17 protein-coding genes and 3 pseudogenes are annotated in these 16,542 nt (G+C 60.0%); 10 read left to right on the top strand and 10 right to left on the bottom strand.

The genetic code is table 11. The annotated features are described in order from the left end of the window. Nucleotides 1-361: 361 nt before the first annotated feature. From ACPPVR_RS36415 to ACPPVR_RS36400, 4 genes are all read right to left on the bottom strand, one after another. On the bottom strand, nt 362-874 hold the full coding sequence (locus ACPPVR_RS36415; RefSeq protein WP_426611311.1) for a hypothetical protein: 513 nt from the start codon (nt 872-874) through the stop codon (nt 362-364). Between the two features lie 531 nt (nt 875-1,405). Next, nucleotides 1,406-1,945 (bottom strand): hypothetical protein, encoded by a 540-nt coding sequence (locus tag ACPPVR_RS36410; protein ID WP_426611310.1) that lies wholly within the window; start codon nt 1,943-1,945, stop codon nt 1,406-1,408. A 388-nt stretch (nt 1,946-2,333) separates the two neighbouring features. Beyond that, on the bottom strand, nt 2,334-2,900 hold the full coding sequence (locus ACPPVR_RS36405; RefSeq protein WP_426611309.1) for a hypothetical protein: 567 nt from the start codon (nt 2,898-2,900) through the stop codon (nt 2,334-2,336). 22 nt (nt 2,901-2,922) lie between these two features. Continuing rightward, a complete protein-coding gene (locus ACPPVR_RS36400) occupies nt 2,923-4,524 on the bottom strand; it encodes a hypothetical protein (RefSeq protein WP_426611308.1) in 1,602 nt (533 codons plus the stop codon). A 407-nt stretch (nt 4,525-4,931) separates the two neighbouring features. Here ACPPVR_RS36400 and ACPPVR_RS36395 point away from each other — a divergent pair. The 5 genes and pseudogenes from ACPPVR_RS36395 to ACPPVR_RS36375 all read left to right on the top strand — a co-directional run bounded on the left by ACPPVR_RS36395 (nt 4,932) and on the right by ACPPVR_RS36375 (nt 8,207). Continuing rightward, nucleotides 4,932-5,945: pseudogene (locus ACPPVR_RS36395) on the top strand (DUF6352 family protein). Continuing rightward, nucleotides 5,942-6,445, top strand: coding sequence for a DUF3305 domain-containing protein (locus ACPPVR_RS36390; protein ID WP_426611307.1), 504 nt, complete (start codon nt 5,942-5,944; stop codon nt 6,443-6,445). The pseudogene ACPPVR_RS36395 and the gene ACPPVR_RS36390 overlap by 4 nt, the downstream one beginning before the upstream one ends. Next, on the top strand, nt 6,442-7,080 hold the full coding sequence (locus ACPPVR_RS36385) for a DUF3306 domain-containing protein (protein ID WP_426611306.1): 639 nt from the start codon (nt 6,442-6,444) through the stop codon (nt 7,078-7,080). The genes ACPPVR_RS36390 and ACPPVR_RS36385 overlap by 4 nt, the downstream gene beginning before the upstream one ends. A gap of 62 nt (nt 7,081-7,142) precedes the next feature. Continuing rightward, the gene (locus ACPPVR_RS36380) at nt 7,143-7,751 is read left to right on the top strand and encodes a TorD/DmsD family molecular chaperone (protein WP_426611305.1); all 609 of its coding nucleotides are present in this window, start codon (nt 7,143-7,145) and stop codon (nt 7,749-7,751) included. A gap of 243 nt (nt 7,752-7,994) precedes the next feature. Then, complete coding sequence (locus ACPPVR_RS36375; RefSeq protein WP_426611304.1) at nt 7,995-8,207, top strand: hypothetical protein; 213 nt, start codon at nt 7,995-7,997, stop codon at nt 8,205-8,207. Nucleotides 8,208-8,321: 114 nt separating this feature from the next. Here the strand turns inward: ACPPVR_RS36375 and ACPPVR_RS36370 are convergent. Continuing rightward, nucleotides 8,322-8,808: pseudogene (locus ACPPVR_RS36370) on the bottom strand (IS3 family transposase); the annotation flags it as partial. Between the two features lie 511 nt (nt 8,809-9,319). Here ACPPVR_RS36370 and ACPPVR_RS36365 point away from each other — a divergent pair. Further along, nucleotides 9,320-9,499, top strand: coding sequence for a hypothetical protein (locus tag ACPPVR_RS36365; RefSeq protein ID WP_426611303.1), 180 nt, complete (start codon nt 9,320-9,322; stop codon nt 9,497-9,499). A gap of 36 nt (nt 9,500-9,535) precedes the next feature. On the opposite strand, the gene ACPPVR_RS36360 is transcribed toward ACPPVR_RS36365, so the two are convergent. The 3 genes from ACPPVR_RS36360 to rpoH form a co-directional block, all read right to left on the bottom strand. Continuing rightward, entirely contained in the window at nt 9,536-9,694 is a 159-nt protein-coding gene (locus ACPPVR_RS36360; protein WP_426611302.1) for a hypothetical protein, read from the bottom strand. Nucleotides 9,695-10,488: 794 nt separating this feature from the next. Further along, the gene (locus ACPPVR_RS36355; RefSeq protein ID WP_426611301.1) at nt 10,489-11,679 is read right to left on the bottom strand and encodes an NADH-quinone oxidoreductase subunit D; all 1,191 of its coding nucleotides are present in this window, start codon (nt 11,677-11,679) and stop codon (nt 10,489-10,491) included. Nucleotides 11,680-11,750: 71 nt separating this feature from the next. Then, nucleotides 11,751-12,656 carry an RNA polymerase sigma factor RpoH gene (gene rpoH / locus ACPPVR_RS36350; RefSeq protein ID WP_426611300.1) on the bottom strand — a complete coding sequence of 302 codons (906 nt, stop codon included), beginning with the start codon at nt 12,654-12,656 and terminating at the stop codon, nt 11,751-11,753. A 98-nt stretch (nt 12,657-12,754) separates the two neighbouring features. Between rpoH and ACPPVR_RS36345 the strand changes: the two genes are divergently transcribed. From ACPPVR_RS36345 to tenA, 3 genes are all read left to right on the top strand, one after another. After that, entirely contained in the window at nt 12,755-13,357 is a 603-nt protein-coding gene (locus ACPPVR_RS36345; protein WP_426611299.1) for a MarR family winged helix-turn-helix transcriptional regulator, read from the top strand. Between the two features lie 38 nt (nt 13,358-13,395). After that, the gene (gene fdxA / locus ACPPVR_RS36340; protein ID WP_426611298.1) at nt 13,396-13,731 is read left to right on the top strand and encodes a ferredoxin FdxA; all 336 of its coding nucleotides are present in this window, start codon (nt 13,396-13,398) and stop codon (nt 13,729-13,731) included. A gap of 89 nt (nt 13,732-13,820) precedes the next feature. Then, complete coding sequence (gene tenA / locus ACPPVR_RS36335; protein WP_426611297.1) at nt 13,821-14,495, top strand: thiaminase II; 675 nt, start codon at nt 13,821-13,823, stop codon at nt 14,493-14,495. A gap of 68 nt (nt 14,496-14,563) precedes the next feature. Here tenA and ACPPVR_RS36330 read toward each other — a convergent pair whose 3' ends face one another. Both ACPPVR_RS36330 and ACPPVR_RS36325 read right to left on the bottom strand, forming a co-directional pair. Then, the gene (locus ACPPVR_RS36330; RefSeq protein WP_426611296.1) at nt 14,564-14,896 is read right to left on the bottom strand and encodes a hypothetical protein; all 333 of its coding nucleotides are present in this window, start codon (nt 14,894-14,896) and stop codon (nt 14,564-14,566) included. A gap of 242 nt (nt 14,897-15,138) precedes the next feature. Further along, nucleotides 15,139-15,327, bottom strand: a complete 189-nt coding sequence (locus ACPPVR_RS36325) for a hypothetical protein (RefSeq protein WP_354257742.1) — start codon at nt 15,325-15,327, stop codon at nt 15,139-15,141. A gap of 355 nt (nt 15,328-15,682) precedes the next feature. Here ACPPVR_RS36325 and tnpC point away from each other — a divergent pair. Beyond that, a pseudogene (tnpC, locus tag ACPPVR_RS36320) lies at nt 15,683-16,270 on the top strand (IS66 family transposase); the annotation flags it as partial. Between the last annotated feature and the right edge of the window lie 272 nt (nt 16,271-16,542).

The raw sequence follows: 16,542 nt of genomic DNA, 5'->3' as shown, positions 1-16,542 counted from the left end.
CTCCATGGCGAGATTATCACCCATGTTTATGCGAGTCCTTTGCGAATGCGAGCAAGCTTAGCCATTGGCTGAGTTCTTCCATAACATCTGATTTCCGAATCTCCGTTCTTGCTAGCGCCGCAGCTCAAACGAAGCTGAATGCTTGCTCGCGAGACGCCAAATGCGTCAGCGACCGAACCGTCAAGGCTCTGGACCCGCTTGCGCCGCAGGCGGCTTTCCGCGTGCAAGGAAGGCCACCCGTGCGCGCGCAGGGGGCATCCAACTCCTTCCGGATCGCAATGACTTTTGTTTTGTCAGGCGGTTTTCAGCCCTGACCCGGCCACGTCCCAGGCGCCGCGGCAGAATGCACTCGACGTCAATGCTAAATGCCGTCCCCGCTCAGGGGGGTAGCTGTGTAGACCGCAGAGACGGCCAATTCGAAGAAGCTCCCGATCGTGAGGTAGCCGATCGTGAGCGCCGACTCTCCGCTTGGGGGACCGCCGAGCAGCAACTCCGCGATGCGGCAGCAATCGTCCATCGTCGCCGCGAGCGGTGGAAGCGTGATGAGCTCGCCAGTGCGCTGGGAGATTTTGGCTGGATCGGCGAATTTGGGCTCGCGCCCAATAACGGCGCCTGCGTTGATCAAAGGTACGAAGAATTTTGCGACCTGCGCCGGCTGACCGGTGATATTTTGTATGTTGACCTCGGTCGCGTACACGCCCGGCCTTGCGCCCGCGGTACAGCAGCAGTTCGTCTCGGTCTGCCTGCCGCACACGACCTTCACGCTGTGCACGAGGAACTCGGCTTGCGGTGGTACGGTAGCGGCGGCGAGCAAGTCGCTGAACGGATTCGGGAGCCGGTCATTACCTGAGCCGCCCGTTGGATTCTTGGCCATTGCAATCTCCACGGTGGTTTGCGGAAGACGACCTCCACGCCCGTCTTACGCCAGACTCGACGCAGTCTTTTGAGAGATGCCTCACACACTTGGAAGAAACCGCGACAGGTCGCAGTTCCCTGCAAGCGTTGCAATGGATCGTCAGGCGACGATCACTCAATTATCCTCTGAAGGGCGACAAGAGACGCTAAGACAAGCACCAGGACTCCGGCGAAGGTGATGGCAAGGAAAACATTGTGCATCACACTGCATTTCCCATTCATCGCTCCCCCCGCTGCCTTGTTGGCGACGGGAACGGATCATCAAATGGCGCCCTCAGCCGTCGGTCATTGGTTGCGCTTCAGTTCGACGACAAACCCCTCCGGTAGATTGTCAAGATCGGTGCGCTTGCAAGCCGGACACGGTGGCCCGTGCCGTTGCAGTATCCTCCTGAAGAGCGCTCGCCTCGTTTCTCAGGGGCTCCATCAGTCGTACTCAGCATTCTTCCCGATGCGATCACTTCAGCCTCAACGACGACTGAGGGTGACAGCACTATCGCCGTATCTCGAGCCGGGATTTCGCGACATAGGTCGTCAAGGGCTCAAGGCCCGCCATCAGTTTAGCTTGCGTATGTCCCAACCCTTCCTTCACGCTGTCCAACAGAGACAATTCAGCGACTGCAGATGGAGTCGTGGCTTTGTCGTTCCTCGAGGGTTCGATATTCGTCTTTGACGTTGGATGACGAACAGCAACCATTTTCGAACGTCCCTGGTTTGTGAGATTCGGCTTTATCCGTACTTCACCAACCGGTGCCGGAGTCGTTGTCCTGGGATTTGGAACCACAGTTGCAACAGCTGCTTGTGGCCATCGTTCAGCAAATTCCAGAACGCTCGGCGGCGAGACAATCGTCGGCAAACTCGTGTCGATAATGACCCGCTCGGGCAACAGTTCGGCCGAGGTTATCCTTATGGCTGGCCTGTCGTTCGCGCCAACGATAGGTTCCGCCACTGGCTGCGGCAAACACCACCCCAATCCGATCAGCACTAGGACAAGGGCGCTGCCGACAAACCCAAAATATTTGATCAACGGCATGGGTCGCCTCCCATTCGAGACGACCTTGAAACCGGAATTCTTAGTAGATCGCTAAAGATAGATTAAGAATGGAAACGTGGTTATCGCCGATGTTGCGATGCAGAAGCGACGCCATTTGACCGAGGTTTGTGACGTTTGACCGATTGGAGCGATGGCTCACCAAGGAGAGAGCCGAGCCCTCAACGCATCGAGAGGATTCGCTCTCTCAAAGACGCAGCGGTCGACGCCACTTCCGCTCCGCTCACTTGCGAACTAATGGCTTCGATGTCGTACAAATGCGAACGTTGCGCTTCTTGCATGTGCGGCTCCTGGAGCGAGCCCAGTCACCCGGCCGATTTCATCCATAACATTGGATATCCGAACACTGCGAACGACCCGAATTGCTGTATTACAAGCCAAGCGCCATCTCAGCCCATTTCAACATGCGGTCGCTATTGAGGAAGGCCAGCACCGCCGGCTCTAGTGACGCGGGAGCGCCCGGCCCAACCAAAGCCGTTGCGGCCACCATGTCACAACGTTGATTGTAGGCGAGTGACAGCGCCGCGTTCCGATCTCCCTCGACGCGATAGGCCCGGCTGCGGCCGCGCATCGGACCGACAATGATTTCGCGGCCGGAACCGATCGGCGTTGCCTTGCCAATCAGCGCCAGGTCGCCCATTTGCTCGAGGTCGCCATCGTCGGCGACGCCGGTGGCGCAATTGCAAAAGCCGAGCTTGGCGCGGACGTAGAGCTGGACCTCACCGCCGCAATCGGCAGCCTTGCAGCGGAACGCCTTTCCTTTCCCCCAAGGGTCTGCGCCGAAAGGCCAGTCGGTTTCTGTCCACACCGGGCGGACCTCGCCGGATGCCGCTGTTGCGCGTGCCGGTTCGCCGGGTCGCAATTTCCAGACCGCCGCGGCTGCGCAGAGCAGTGCGACGGCAGCGCTGATCGCGAAGAATTTGCTTGTCAGGCGCATGGAAGCTGCCGCGGCACTTTTGCTAATTCTGAGCCAAGAACTTTCGTGCGGCCACGAGGTCCTCCCGTGAGGAGTCGCCATTGCGCGCCATCTCGACGACTTTGGCGTAGTATTGGCGTGCCTTCACGGCGTCACCCGCTTTCTCGGCAGCGTGAGCGGCGCCGATCGTCGCGCCAAAGCGGTTCGGCTCCTTGCGCATGGTGCTTTCGAACGCAGCCAATGCCTCCGCCGCCTTGCCGCGTTCGAGCAGCATGGTCCCGTAAAGCTCGCGTGCCGGAGCAAGCGGTCCCGGCGTAACGATGGATTTTTCAGTCTTGTCTTCGGCGTCCGCGGCAACGCGCATCGCTTCCAGCGCGTCCGCCTGTTTTCCCTGGGCGTTGAGCTGCCAGGCTGTGGCGACCTGCCGCTGAATGTCGACAATCTCGGCCCAATAGGCGTCCTTGTCCTGCTGCAGCTTGTCCCGCAGGTCCGCCAGCTTGGCAATGTCCGCCGAGGCTGCGTCTGCATTGCCGGAGCGCGCGGCGCCAAGGGCGCGGGCGAAATAGGTGATCGCATCAACATAGGCAAATCTGCTCGGCTCGACCTTCAGGGCGGCAGCGCCCTGCCAATCGCCGCGCTCGACCATATAGCGCGCCTGGCTGGCCGCTATCGCGTAGGGACCCGCTCGGACCGCCGGCGCGTAGCCCGTGGTCGCAACCATGTCCGCAATGACGTCGTGAGCTCGGCCGTCCTGCACAAGCTGGAGCAGGGCGTATACCATATAGTCGTCGGCATGCAGCTGCTCGCTGGGGTCCTTGCCCTCTTTGGCAGCCTTGGCTGAACGGCTATTGGCATCAATGGATTCGTTCCAGTAGCCGACGCGCGTGAAGATGTGCGACGGCATATGCAAAGCGTGCGGCGCCGCCGGCGCGATCTCAGAATAGCGCTTGGCAGCGTCGAGGCCTTGCTCCGCGATCGCCGGATAGTCGTAGAGGTGGATCAGGTAGTGCGCGACGCCAGGGTGTCGCGGTTGGCGCTTGAAGATCGGCTCCAGGATGGCGGCGCCTTTGAGCTGGTTGGAATAGGTCTTGTCGTTTGGTGACGCCGTGACATTCAGCGTAATGGCGTAGGCAATCTGCGCCTCGTCGTCATCTGGGTAGCGTGCGGCCACGACTTCGGTTGCTTTGAGATAAGCCTGTGCGCGCTGGCCAAAAGTCGTCCTTTCATCGCCCGAATAGAAGGCCAGCAGCGCGTCGATATAGTCGCGCTCGCGTTCGCTCTTGGCGCCAAGTGCCTTGCCCTTTTGCAGCGCGGCGAGACCCTCGGTGAGGTTTTCCTTCGGCGCTGGAAAATGCGGATTGTACAGCAGGCTCAGGGCAATTCCCCAATAGGCGATCGCGCATTCGGGATCAGCCTGCAATGTCTCCTCAAAAATCTCTTTAGCGGGCCGGTACCAGAACGAGTGCTGATAGCGCATCCCGCGGTCAAAGCGGCGCTGCGCCACCTCATTGCAGGAGGTCTGGAAGTGAACCTTGCCAAACTGCTCGTCGGTTCCGTCCTCCGCGCGTGCCGCAGGCGAGGCGGAAATCGAGCCCAGGGTAGCAAGGGCGAGAAGAGAGACGGCTCTCAAGGCGAGCGCGCGCATCGGCCCTCCGTTTCTGGTCAGAAAAGATTTAGCCAGATGGCGCCAATAAATACCGGTGCGCCGAAGTTAGTAGGTCTGAAATTAAATGGCAATCGCACTGTCGGAAGGATTTGCCCATTCGCAATCCGAGTCAATAGGGCCGATTTGCTCGAGGGAAGCAAACCTGTCGTGCCCCGTACCTTCAAGAGGCGTTCGCTCGAGCTCGTTCGCGTCCTTCGCGGCGGCGCTGCGCCCGTTCCGCCACTGGATGTGAATAATGATCGAACTTTGACCCCTCAAATGTCGCACGCGTGGATCTAAAGTCTTGATTTAATTGATGTGGGAATGGTGACCCCGGCGCCGATCGGCGTCTAAACCCACGCCGAAACACACTTTGACCTCGCAGAGCTGGGGAAGGGAGTGCCCAGTTGAGCGGGAAGCACGATTTCTGGTTTGCTTGCGGACACCATCTCCTCGATCGTGATGCCGACGGGCGACTATTGGTCACGGATGAGTTCTTGAAGGCATATCTGGCGCGTCCTGAGATCGTCCCGCCGCCCGAAGCCTGTGTTGCCGAGCGCCTGCTTCATGATGACTTCCTAAACGACCCGCGACGCCTGGTGACTGCCTCGCGGATAGCAACGATCGCGGATCAGGACGCCCGTAAGAATTGGGAAGTGATGGTCGCCTGGCGCGACCATCTCGTTGGGAACCGCACGCTGGAAGCGGCCTATCTCAAGATTGCCCGGTGCAGCATGCGATTTCCGCATGTTTTGATCGGTCAGCTCGTGCAGGTCATTTTGCGAAACGCGCTGGATGATTGCACAGACGTTTTTGTTCTCCGTGCCGCGGAGATGTTTTTCCGCCCGCAAAAGCTGATGATACGGGATAATTCGGTCGTCGCCATCGATGACGAAGCCGAGACCTCAGTCAGTCGACAGCATCAATCGCCGTTGATCGCGCTGTTGGGGCTGCAGGAAACGACGGACGTCGACGTGCTCAGTGATGCAACGGCCGGCGATTATTGGGAACGCAGCGATCGGTTCGACATGGCGCTCGATCTGACAGCGGGGTCGCGCGGGCTCGGCGCGCTTGGCGACGTTGCCATGCGTTAGCTCTCACACCTGCTTGCGGTCGATGTCGCGATCGAGCCGTTGACCGAACTGCGTGACGCGCCACTGACGTGGTATGTCGGATTGGATTCCGACGCCACGCGCATCGGCGACGCGATCTGGAATGGAAGCGATGTCGACGACCCCATACGAAAGAACCTCGTCGGCCTGTATCGGCTGACCTTCCGTGATCCGTTCGACATGATCGAAAAGGTCAGGGGCGATCCGGTCTATCTGTTGGCGGCCATGACGGTTGACGAGATGCTGCGGTTGAAGCCGCAAAATCTGGTGACGGGACTGCCGATTCATTGTGAGGAGGCGGTAAATTGAGGTCGACCGTACTCGCGAGCATCCCGGTCGGTGTTGTCGTCGAACGGCGCAAGGCGTCGAGCATATGGGTAGAGTTTCTGTGGCGTCCGGTCTCGGTGCTCATCGGAACGCCTTCGGCCGAGCCTTGGACTCCGCTCGACATAGCAGAGGAAAGAGTCTTGTTTTACGCCGGTGAAGCTGTGATCGAATTGCACCGGACCGAGACGGCGTATTACCGCGACAATCTTGCATCAGCTGATGCCAAATTGTGGGTCGCGTTGCGTCCTACCGCATCCGACCCTCCCTATCAGCTCGCGGCAGTTACGGCGGATCCGGCGGAAGGCGAGGCGTTGACGGATGCCGGCAACAATCTGGTCGAGACCGTCTCGATGCCGGCCGACATTGTGGAGATTGTTGCCCAGTTCATCGCCACGCATCATGTCGAGCAGCCATTCGTGAAGCGTCGGCGTCAGCCGGCTGAATTCGACCGTCGCAAGGACGCGCGGGAGGATGGAGCATGACGGGGTCCGGCAGTTTCGTTTCTCGTTGGGCGCGGTTGAAGTGCGAGGCGGCTTCGGAGCGCAAGGATGCGGCCGGCGGCAAGGATATTCAAATTGACCCGGTTGAGATGCCGAACGTTGAGCTCGCGCTTGGCCAATGTAACGCGACGGCGGATGACTTATTCGATCCGGCAAGTCTGCCGCCGCTCGAGGCGATTACGGCCCAGGCCGACATCGGCGCATTTCTGCAAAGCCGGGTTCCCGTCGAGTTGACCCGGGCCGCACTACGCCGCGCCTGGGCGAGTGATCCAGCCATCCGCGACTTTATCGGCATCGCGGAGAATCAGTGGGATTTTAACGATCCGAACGCCATACCGGGCTTTGGTGAGCTGAAAGAGACTGACGATGTGCAAATACTTCTCCGGCAAGCGCTCGGAGACTATGAAAAGCTCCCGGAGCCGGTATCAGCATCTGTTCGGCAGGCGCCACCGGACGCAATTGCGCACACGCGCGTCGGCCGCGAGACGTTGGATAGCCCAACTGCAGCGAGCGAGGCGGACCAGGAAGTAGACGTGACCGAAATCGGTCCTGCTGTTGGGCAGGAAGATGATTCTCCCGCGCCGCGCCGTTCTCACGGCGGGGCCTTGCCAAAGTAACAGGACGAGAAGGCAATGTTCTCTGTTGATCGAACTGTACATCGCCGGCGGATATAGGGCGGATGCAGCAGCCTGCGCCCCATGTCTCCGCCGAAACAGGTTCCGACGGGATCGACCGCGCCCGTTCGCGCGAGTATGCGCTGCTTGCGACCCTGCTTGCTCGTAGTCCGGATACTGAAATGATAAAGCGACTGGCCTTGTTGCAAGGTGACGACAGCTCGCTTGGAACGGCTCACGCAGCGCTCGCGGATGCGGCGGCCAACACCAGCGAGGAATGCGCGAGACGAGAATACTTCAATCTCTTTGTCGGGCTCGGGCAAGGACTGCTCTCGCCATATGCATCGCACTACCTGACAGGCTCGTTGTATGCACGGCCGCTCGCACGGCTGCGCGAAACGCTTCAGCGACTGGGCATCGAATCGGTACGCCGGTCGGAGCCCGAGGACCACATCTCAATTCTCTGTGAGATCATGGCGGGTCTTGTCGGCGGAGATATCCCGGCTCCGACGGGCACGGACCGCGAGTTTTTCGAAAAGCATCTTACGGTATGGGCGAGGCGCCTTTTTGTCGACCTCGAGCGGGCGGAATCTGCGCCTTTTTATTCATCGGTGGGAGCGCTTGGCCGGATTTTCATGGACATCGAGATCGAAGCCTACTCCCTGCCAGCCTAAGGCAGTCGAGAAACAGGAGATTGTTATGCGCTCGTTTATCGCTGCTTGCTGTATCGCTGGCCTGCTCGCCGTCAGTGCCGCGGCCATTCTCGACTTTTTTGTGCAACAGCCGGCGTCCGCGGCCTTTGCAGAATCAAGTGCGCGGCTTTGAAGCGGGGCGGTTCCAGCCCGCCGTATCGGTCCCGGATTGAACCTCCTGGTCGGACCGGGCGACTGATCTGAAGTGGAGAAATGGAGCGATCCATGTTGCGCCTGACAATTCCCGCGCTTGCGGTGTTCGCAATCGCGATCGCAGCCTTCATGATGCGATCCCCATCGCGCTCGATCGACATTTCGACCGGAGCCGCGGCGATGCCTTCCTTGCAGGAGCTCCATGCTGTAGCCGGCGTGCACAAGCTTCCGGTTCAGGAAATGGAAGATCAGTCGCTGGTCTTTTCCGCGCAGGGAAAGAACTGAGCAGACGGGCGGTCCCACCACGGCGGCGTCGTGACACAGACGTGCAGCCTGATTGTGTATCGTGATCCGGGCATATGAACCGCCCCGGGTTTGCAGGAGGCCATTTGGTTTAAGTTACGCCGCCATGGCCGGTTGTTCCAGCATGGCGTAGTAGCGTTGCTCGGCTTCGGCCGGCGGTATGTTGCCGATAGGCTCGAAAAGCCTTCGGTTGTTGAACCAGTCCACCCATTCCAGGGTTGCGAACTCGACAGCTTCGAAGCTGCGCCATGGCCCACGCCGATGGATCACCTCGGCCTTGTAGAGACCATTGATGGTTTCGGCGAGAGCATTGTCATAGGAATCTCCGACGCTGCCGACCGAGGGCTCCACGCCTGCTTCGGCCAGGCGCTCGGTGTATTTGATCGAGACGTATTGGCTGCCGCGGTCGCTATGATGCAGGAGCCCGCCGCGATGGACCGGCCGACGATCGTGCAGTGCCTGCTTCCAGCGCATCGAGCACAAAGCCGGCATGTGCCGTGCGCGAGGCTCGCCAACCGACGATCCTGCGGGCATAGGCGTCGATGACGAAGGCGACGTAGACGAAGCCGGTCCAGGTCGCGACAGTTTACCTCGGCGCGCACATTGTCGTTGCCGCACCGCCAAGCCTATGGGGATCCATACGATCGTGGAAACGTCACTGCAACGGTGGTAGATGAGGGTATGGCAAATGGTCAGGTTGTCCTATTAACAACTGAACCGTTAGGCGGCGGCTCGCCCGTTCGCTCTGTCTACTTCGTGGCCGAAGGGGATCCGCAAAGGGCCGCGGCAATCGTCGCTGAAGTGATGGCGCCGAATGAAAGGGTTGAAGCGTGGGGACCCCTTCCGGAAGCCGCTGTCAAAGCGCTCGGATTGAGACCCGGCGACTTCACGCACGGGTGATCGGTACAAATGGCGTATCGGCCCTGCAGCGGTGCGCGACACTAGTGCTGCCACCAAGTCGCGCGGGCAACTTGTAAATCGGCGCCGAAGTAGACCCCACCGGTGTTAAAACAATCAAAGAGTTACCGTGCCGACCGGCGTCGAAAATCCTATGCTAAATAACACCCTAGTGTCCACACCCGAGGAGCAACGCCATGACCCCACACATCCCCAAGGAATTATCCACCAAGTTGATCGCCCGGAGTCCCTTTGTGATCATGGGCAACACGATGCCGCCCGGAGATCCTAATGAAGACGGGGACGAAGAGGACGAAGAGGACGAAGAGGACCGCACCGATGAACTGCCGGTCGTGCGCGAGCCGGACGAAGACTAGAACAGGATGCTTTAGGATCGCCCGCATTTCGAGCCGTTACGCACCCTGCAAGTAGCCCTTGAAGCTGAGGAAACCACCCAGTGTGCCGATGATCAGTGCGACTACGATCGTGGAGGCGCGGTCGCCATGGATGTTCGAACCGATCGCAACCGCGATCTGCGGCACGACAATGCGGCTGATACCGCCGATCGTCATCAGCTAGCCAAGCACCGTGACGATGACGCGCCAGTCTGCGCACCACCTATTGTGCAGATTGACAATCGCGAGGCCCGCGAGCAGGGACAGCAGGCGGGACAGATAGAACAGAATGCCGGTATACGCGCTTCTGCGATCATGCTCTCGTACATGCCGAGATTAATCGGTATGCCGAGTGTGATCGCAACGAATGTCGGACCCCTGAGCCTGGCGAGAAATAACGAGCGATCCATGTTGCTCCTGCGCCGCCGCGGGCTGCCCGAGACCGCTCACCATCCAGCCCAAGGGGTCTTGGACGGTTCTTGGACAAGGTTCTTGGAGTCGAGGACGGGCCAGAAGGCGCCATGAGACAGGCCGTCGTAGCCGAAGGCCTGGAGTGGTTCATCCGCATCGCCCAAGCCTGGCACAAAATCGCCCGTGCGCGCTCCTCGCCGCGTTCAAGTCACGGCCTGTCACGGGGCAAAATTGGGGAGCGATTGCCTAAAGGTCTAGCGGCCTAATTTGAAAACGCGAGTGGCCTAATTCGGCCAGCATCGGAGGGCTTGGCGATCGTCGCTCCGGCTTCATCCGGAAGAGGAGAGGTGAGGGCGCCGGTTTACGTCGGCGGCTATCGAGAACTCCGCTTTTTTTTGGGTGGGGACGTCGGGCTCCGAGGAGGAGAGACTACTGTGACCGGAAGCGTTGAGCTTCATCATGCGTGAGTGGCGGGATGCCGCCGTGACAGGGCGTGCATGTTTTGTCGGCGGGCGTCTCAGTCATGTATTTGCTCTCAGATGGTCAAGAGCGGCGGGCGTTTATCGATCGATCTCCCCGAACACGATATCGAGCGAACCGATGATCGCCGAGACGTCGGCCAGCATGTGGCCGCGGCACAGGAAATCCATTGCCTGCAGATGAGCGAAGGAGGGCGCCCGGATCTTGCATTTGTAGGGTTGGTTGGTGCCATCAGAGACGAGATAGACACCGAACTCTCCCTTGGGCGCCTCGACAGCAGCGTAAACCTCGCCGGCGGGAACACGATGACCTTCACTATATAGCTTGAAATGCTCGATCATGGCCTCCATGGAGCGCTTCATTTCGGCACGCCGCGGCGGAACGATCTTATGGTTCACAATTGCCACCGGCCCCTGACCTTCGGGCAGCCGCAGCTTTTCTAAGCACTGCTTCATGATGTGCACTGACTGGCGCATCTCTTCCATGCGCAAGAGATAGCGGTCGTAGCAGTCGCCGTTCTTGCCAACGGGGATGTCGAAATCGAGCTCGGCATAACATTCGTAGGGCTGCGCTTTGCGCAGGTCCCAAGCGGCACCGGAGCCGCGCACCATGACGCCTGAAAAGCCCCACCCCCAGGCGTCCGCGAGCTTGACTTCCGCGATTCCGACGTTGCGCTGCTTGAAAATACGATTGTCCGTCAGCAGGCCCTCGAGATCGTCGCAGACTTTGAGGAACGGATCGCAGAATGCCCAAATGTCGTCGAGTAGCTTCGGCGGCAGATCCTGATGCACGCCGCCGACCCGGAAATAGTTTGCATGCATACGTGCGCCCGAGGCGCGCTCGTAGAACACCATCAGCTTCTCACGCTCCTCGAAGCCCCACAGCGGCGGTGTCAACGCGCCGACATCCATCGCTTGCGTTGTGACGTTGAGAAGGTGCGAGAGCAGGCGGCCAATCTCGCAATAGAGCACCCGGATAAGCTGACCGCGCCTGGGAACGGTGATGCCCAGCAGTTTCTCGGTTGCTAGACAAAACGCGTGTTCCTGGTTCATCGGCGCGACATAGTCGAGCCGGTCGAAGTAGGGCAGCGCCTGCAGGTATGTTTTATGCTCGATCAGCTTTTCCGTGCCACGGTGCAGAAGTCCGATATGCGGATCGACGCGTTCGACGACCTCGCCATCGAGCTCGATTACGAGCCGGAGGACACCGTGGGCCGCCGGGTGCTGGGGCCCAAAATTGATGGTGAAATTGCGAGCAGGGGCTTCGGCCATGGCTGCCTCGCGTCGGCTCAACGCCCTTTCCAGGGTTCCGTAGCGATCGGGGAAAGGACCGGTTCAATCGCTTATTTCGAATGCCCAGCCGGCCAGGGATCGGCCTTCATCGCCGCGACGTGGTGCGTCACTGCGTTCTGCACCTTCGCGAAGGCGCTCACCTCAACCTGGCGTACGCGCTCGCGCGAGACGCCGAATTCCTCGGCCAGTTCCACGAGCGTGATCTGTTCCTCGGCGAGCCAGCGCGTCTCGAAAATGCGCCGCTCGCGCTTGTTGAGCACGGTGAGCGCATCGGACAACGTCTTGCGACGGTCATCGAACTCCTCGCGCGCGGCGAGCGTCGTCTCCTGGTCCGGGGATTGGTCCACCAGCCAGTCCTGCCACTCGCCGGAATCGCCGTCCTCGCGGATCGCGGCGTTGAGCGAGGCGTCGCCGCCGAGCCGCCGGTTCATGTAGATCACGTCCGTTGCGGTGACGCCGATCCGCTGGGCGATGATCTTCACCTGGTCCGGCTGCATATCGCCATCGTCGAGGATGGAGATTTTGCTCTGGGCCTTGCGCAGGTTGAAGAACAGCTTCTTCTGGTTGGCCGTGCTGCCCATCTTCACCAGCGACCATGAGCGCAGGATGTATTCCTGGATCGCCGCCTTGATCCACCACACGGCGTAGGTGGCGAACCGGAAGCCCTTCTCCGGCTCGAAGCGCTCGACCGCCTGCATCAGGCCGACATTGCCCTCGGAGATCGCGTCGGAGATTGGCAGGCCGTAGCCGCGATAGTCCCTGGTGATCTTGGGCACGAGCCGCAGATGGCTGGTGACGAGCTTGTGCGCCGCGTCGCGATCGCCGTGCTCGCGCCAGCGCTCGGCCAGGATGTATTCTTGCTGGCGCTCCAACATCGGGAACCGCCGAATTTCCTCAAGATAATGAGTGAGGCCGGGTTCCGCCGTAAGTATCCGCAGGGCCGCGTCGCGGGCCATGATCAAGCCCTCCAACTAGTTTCGAAACAAAATTATCCGCATCCGATCGCTTGTCAAGTTGATTTCGAAACGCTATTATCTTTTGAAAAGAGGCAATCATGTCAGCGCGCGAAACGGCAGAACTCCTGCTGCAGGTGGGACGGCTCGTACAAGCTGAGGGCTATGACGGCGAACTCAGTCCGGCCCAATGGATGGCGCTCCGCTTCTTCGCGCGCGCCAACCCGTTCTCGCGGACCCCGTCGGCATTCGCGGAATTTCAAGCGACGACACGCGGCACCGCCACACAAGCCATTAAGGCGCTTGAAGCGGGTAGGTACCTGGTCCGAAAGCCATTCAAAACGGACGGGCGAAGCGTAAGTCTGCGACTGACGAGCAAGGGCCAAAAAGCGCTTGCACGCGATCCGTTCGAAGTTCTGGTGCGCGCCGTGGATTCGCTCGACGCGCAGCAGCGAACTGCGATGCGTCGCGCCCTGCACCAAGTGCTGTCCACTCTAGCTACGAGTGGTGCGCATCGGCGGATCGGTGTTTGCCCGGACTGCGCGCATTTCGGCGCAGAGATGTGCGGCAACCCGCCGAGCGCGAGCTCCTCGGCTGCTGAATGCCTGCTCCTCGGTGTTCCGATTGAGCCAGAGGACGTAGGTCTTCTGTGCATCCATTTTCAACCAACGAACGAGCACCGCGAGGACGGCCGGACACCATGAATGAGTTCACCACTGCGCTCTGCTGAAGGGATGCTTACTTGACCTTCGTCGTCAACGAGAGCTGTATTCGCTGCAAAAGCATGGACTGCGTCGACGTGTGTCCCGTGGACTGCTTCTACGAGGGTGAGAACATGCTCGTCATCCACCCGGACGAATGCATCGATTGCGGAGTCTGCGAGCCGGAATGCCCATACGACGCGATCAAAGCTGACACCGAGCCGGGGCTTGAGAAATGGCTGTCGCTGAATGCGGAATACGCGAAAATCTGGCCAAATATTACGATCAAAAGGGCGCCCCCGCCCGACTCTAAGGAGTGGGAGGGGAAGCCGGACAAACTCCAATACTTCTCACCGAATCCCGGCACGGGTGATTGAGGCGGACGAGGTCAAGGTCCACCCGGTTTGCGATGTGCTATGGTGGCGACCCAAAGCCACTCATTGAGAAGCAAACCTGGCGAAAGATCATGAGTTTCTTCGAGCGCCTGAAGACAGAAGCATCCGCCGAGTGGCGGGCCTACACCGAGCATCCCTTCACGAACGGATTGGCAGACGGTTCGCTCGCCGAAGCGGCGTTTCGTCACTACCTCGTTCAGGACTACCTGTTCCTCATCGAGTTTGCTCGCGCCTACGCGCTCTCCGTCTATAAATCGCCCAAGCTCGCCGACATGCGTGAAGCGGCGGCCGGCATCTCGGTCATCCTCGACGTCGAGATGAACATGCATGTGAAGCTCTGCGCCGGCTGGGGCCTATCGCCCAGCGACCTTGAACAAACCCCTCCCGCGGTCGAGATGCTGGCCTATACACGCTATGTGCTCGACGCGGGAATGCGCGGCGATCTGCTGGCACTCAAGGTGGCGCTTGCCCCCTGTGTGATCGGGTACGCGGAGATCGCAACGCGGCTCGCTTCGCACCCCGCCGCGGACGCTGCGACGAACCCTTATCGCATTTGGGTCGCTGAGTATGCTGGCGTGCCATACCAGGAGGTCGCGGCGAAGGCGCGGGCGCACCTGGAGCATCTCGCCGATCTCTACTCCACGTCGGCTCGCGAGGCAGAGTTGATTGCGATCTTCAAGGAAGCCACCAGGCTCGAGGCAGACTTCTGGCAGATGGGTTGGCGCGCCGGCCAGCGTGTTGAATAATCGTTCGCCCATCATCAAGAATTCGATTGTGATCGCAGTCGATGGCGAACGCCGTAACTCACGTCAGATCACGGCCTCCGTAAACCGAGCACCCAACGCCATGGTTCACCCCAGCCCGGGGTCCGGATCTTCTGGATGTCGAGAAATTCGAAGAAGTCGTTGAAGTGTTCGTGCCATGCACGCATGTCCGTGCCGATGAACGCGCGGACGGCTTTGGACCCGCGAGCGTCGACGTCGCCGAACAGTCGGCGTTCGATTTCGTCGTTGACCGAGGTGCCGAAAAACGTCGAGTAGAGGTCCTGCTGCCGGAAGGCCTTCGAAGTCGGAGTATCGTTCCACTCGCCCCTTTGGACGATCTCGCGGCCGTCTGGAAGGATCTGGCGGTCCGGCGTCATGTCCACGTACGCAAGCGACGAGCGACCGGGAAGCCCTCTTGATACCACCGTGGGACGTAATGGTTGTTTCTCGTGACCGACATCGCAGGGGATCCGTTCTACATCGCGATATCGGATGCGCTTAAGCGCCGCGCCTCTACACTGCGCGAGCCGAGGTTCGCTGCCGATACCTACGGCACCCCACGACGCTTCCGGGAGACGCAGCTGCCGACGCGGATGGGAGAATTTCACTCAGAAGTCCCGAAATCTTAGGCGTAGAACAAATCGTTATCGAGGGCATCCAGGAGATCGGCGATAATGGCCCGCACCTGCTTGCGCGAATACAACGGTGAAATATAGTCAGTCTTGGGCAACGTGATGCGGACGCCTCTCGGGGTGAGCGATGTCATCGTATACGTATCCTCCTTGCGCGGTTTCGCCATGCTGCGTTTTGTCATGCTGTCTCTCGATCTCATGGGTCTGGAACACGCCGGTAGTGTTTGCAGGCAAAGTCGACATAAGCGAGAAGATTCCGCATTCGACCCGTCTCGAAGGCGTGGAAAACCCGAAATCGGGAAGCTAACTTGTCTTCGCGGCAACCAGCCTATGGTGACCAGCCTACGATTCGCTCCTAGATTGCAGCCCTCATTGAGAGGGTGAGTGCTTGGATGCATTCGAGGTCAAGCGTGGTGCGCCACACTCGGCAACAGCCCGTTTATGAAGTTCAGCGTTAAGACACAACCGATCTCGGAGTGAGCTTTGACTGCGCCGCGACGCTCGATTCAAATATTGGTCCGGAGATTTCCGCGCCGTCCAATCCTTGAAGCGGCCTGCTGGAGCCATGGCCGCAGAAAGTTCTTTGATCTGGCGAAGTCTGGTGAGGCGCCGATTGCCAGCGAGGCCGTGCGACGCATCGATATCCTGTTCGAGATCGAGCGCACCATCAACGGCAAAACGCCGGAACAGCGACTTGCGGTGCGTCGTGAGAAGTCCGCGCCGATCGTTGCTGATCTCGAGATCTGGATGCGCAAGCAGCGGACCTTGCTCTCCTCAGGCAACGATACTGCAAAGGCGATCAACTACCTGCTCAACCGCTGGGCGGCGTTTACACGCTTCCTAGACGACGGACGCGTCTGCCTCTCGAACAATGCTGCCGAACGAGCACTACGCGGTGTGGCTGTCGGAAGACGAAATTGAACCTTCGCCGGTTCAGATGCTGGCGGCAATCGTGCCGCCGCCGTCTATACCCTGATCGAGACCTGCAAGATGAACGACGTTGATCCGCAAGCTTGGCTCGCTGACGTGCTGGCCAGGCTTCCCGATCACCCCGCAAACGGAGTCGCCGACCTGCTCCCGTGGATTTGGAAGGCGGACCGAAAGTCCAAAGCGGCTGCTGCCTGAGCGCTACGGCAGACCGGCGCGCCTGGCCGGGGTGCTGGCCGGATGCGTACGAATGATGACGCCTTTCTGGTGGTCATCCTCCATGTGCGAATTGGACATCGAGCAAACTCATGGCCCCAATTTGAACTGATGGATTTCGGTGAGGTCCTCGACGGTGAGCCGCGGCAAGTGAAGATGAGCGATGGCTTTCTGCCACGCCCGGTTCTTCGCCGTGCACGAAACGCCGATCCGGCCGTGGCAGCCTCAGCGGTTTATGATCGGGCCGGCGTCGT

Origin of the sequence: Bradyrhizobium sp. McL0616 (genome assembly GCF_049993385.1) — a bacterium.
In the GTDB taxonomy this organism is placed as follows: Bacteria; Pseudomonadota; Alphaproteobacteria; order Rhizobiales; family Xanthobacteraceae; genus Bradyrhizobium.
This window is presented reverse-complemented; position numbering and strand designations above follow the sequence as displayed.

Bases quoted from the DNA above. Each gene is read 5' to 3' on its own strand.
- ACPPVR_RS36415 (WP_426611311.1), bottom strand. From the start codon at position 874: ATGGCCAAGAATCCAACGGGCGGCTCAGGTAATGACCGGCTCCCGAAT.
- ACPPVR_RS36410 (WP_426611310.1), bottom strand. From the start codon at position 1,945: ATGCCGTTGATCAAATATTTTGGGTTTGTCGGCAGCGCCCTTGTCCTA.
- ACPPVR_RS36405 (WP_426611309.1), bottom strand. From the start codon at position 2,900: ATGCGCCTGACAAGCAAATTCTTCGCGATCAGCGCTGCCGTCGCACTG.
- ACPPVR_RS36400 (WP_426611308.1), bottom strand. From the start codon at position 4,524: ATGCGCGCGCTCGCCTTGAGAGCCGTCTCTCTTCTCGCCCTTGCTACC.
- ACPPVR_RS36385 (WP_426611306.1), top strand. From the start codon at position 6,442: ATGACGGGGTCCGGCAGTTTCGTTTCTCGTTGGGCGCGGTTGAAGTGC.
- ACPPVR_RS36380 (WP_426611305.1), top strand. From the start codon at position 7,143: ATGCAGCAGCCTGCGCCCCATGTCTCCGCCGAAACAGGTTCCGACGGG.
- ACPPVR_RS36375 (WP_426611304.1), top strand. From the start codon at position 7,995: ATGTTGCGCCTGACAATTCCCGCGCTTGCGGTGTTCGCAATCGCGATC.
- ACPPVR_RS36365 (WP_426611303.1), top strand. From the start codon at position 9,320: ATGACCCCACACATCCCCAAGGAATTATCCACCAAGTTGATCGCCCGG.
- ACPPVR_RS36360 (WP_426611302.1), bottom strand. From the start codon at position 9,694: ATGACGATCGGCGGTATCAGCCGCATTGTCGTGCCGCAGATCGCGGTT.
- ACPPVR_RS36355 (WP_426611301.1), bottom strand. From the start codon at position 11,679: ATGGCCGAAGCCCCTGCTCGCAATTTCACCATCAATTTTGGGCCCCAG.
- rpoH (WP_426611300.1), bottom strand. From the start codon at position 12,656: ATGGCCCGCGACGCGGCCCTGCGGATACTTACGGCGGAACCCGGCCTC.
- ACPPVR_RS36345 (WP_426611299.1), top strand. From the start codon at position 12,755: ATGTCAGCGCGCGAAACGGCAGAACTCCTGCTGCAGGTGGGACGGCTC.
- tenA (WP_426611297.1), top strand. From the start codon at position 13,821: ATGAGTTTCTTCGAGCGCCTGAAGACAGAAGCATCCGCCGAGTGGCGG.
- ACPPVR_RS36325 (WP_354257742.1), bottom strand. From the start codon at position 15,327: ATGACAAAACGCAGCATGGCGAAACCGCGCAAGGAGGATACGTATACG.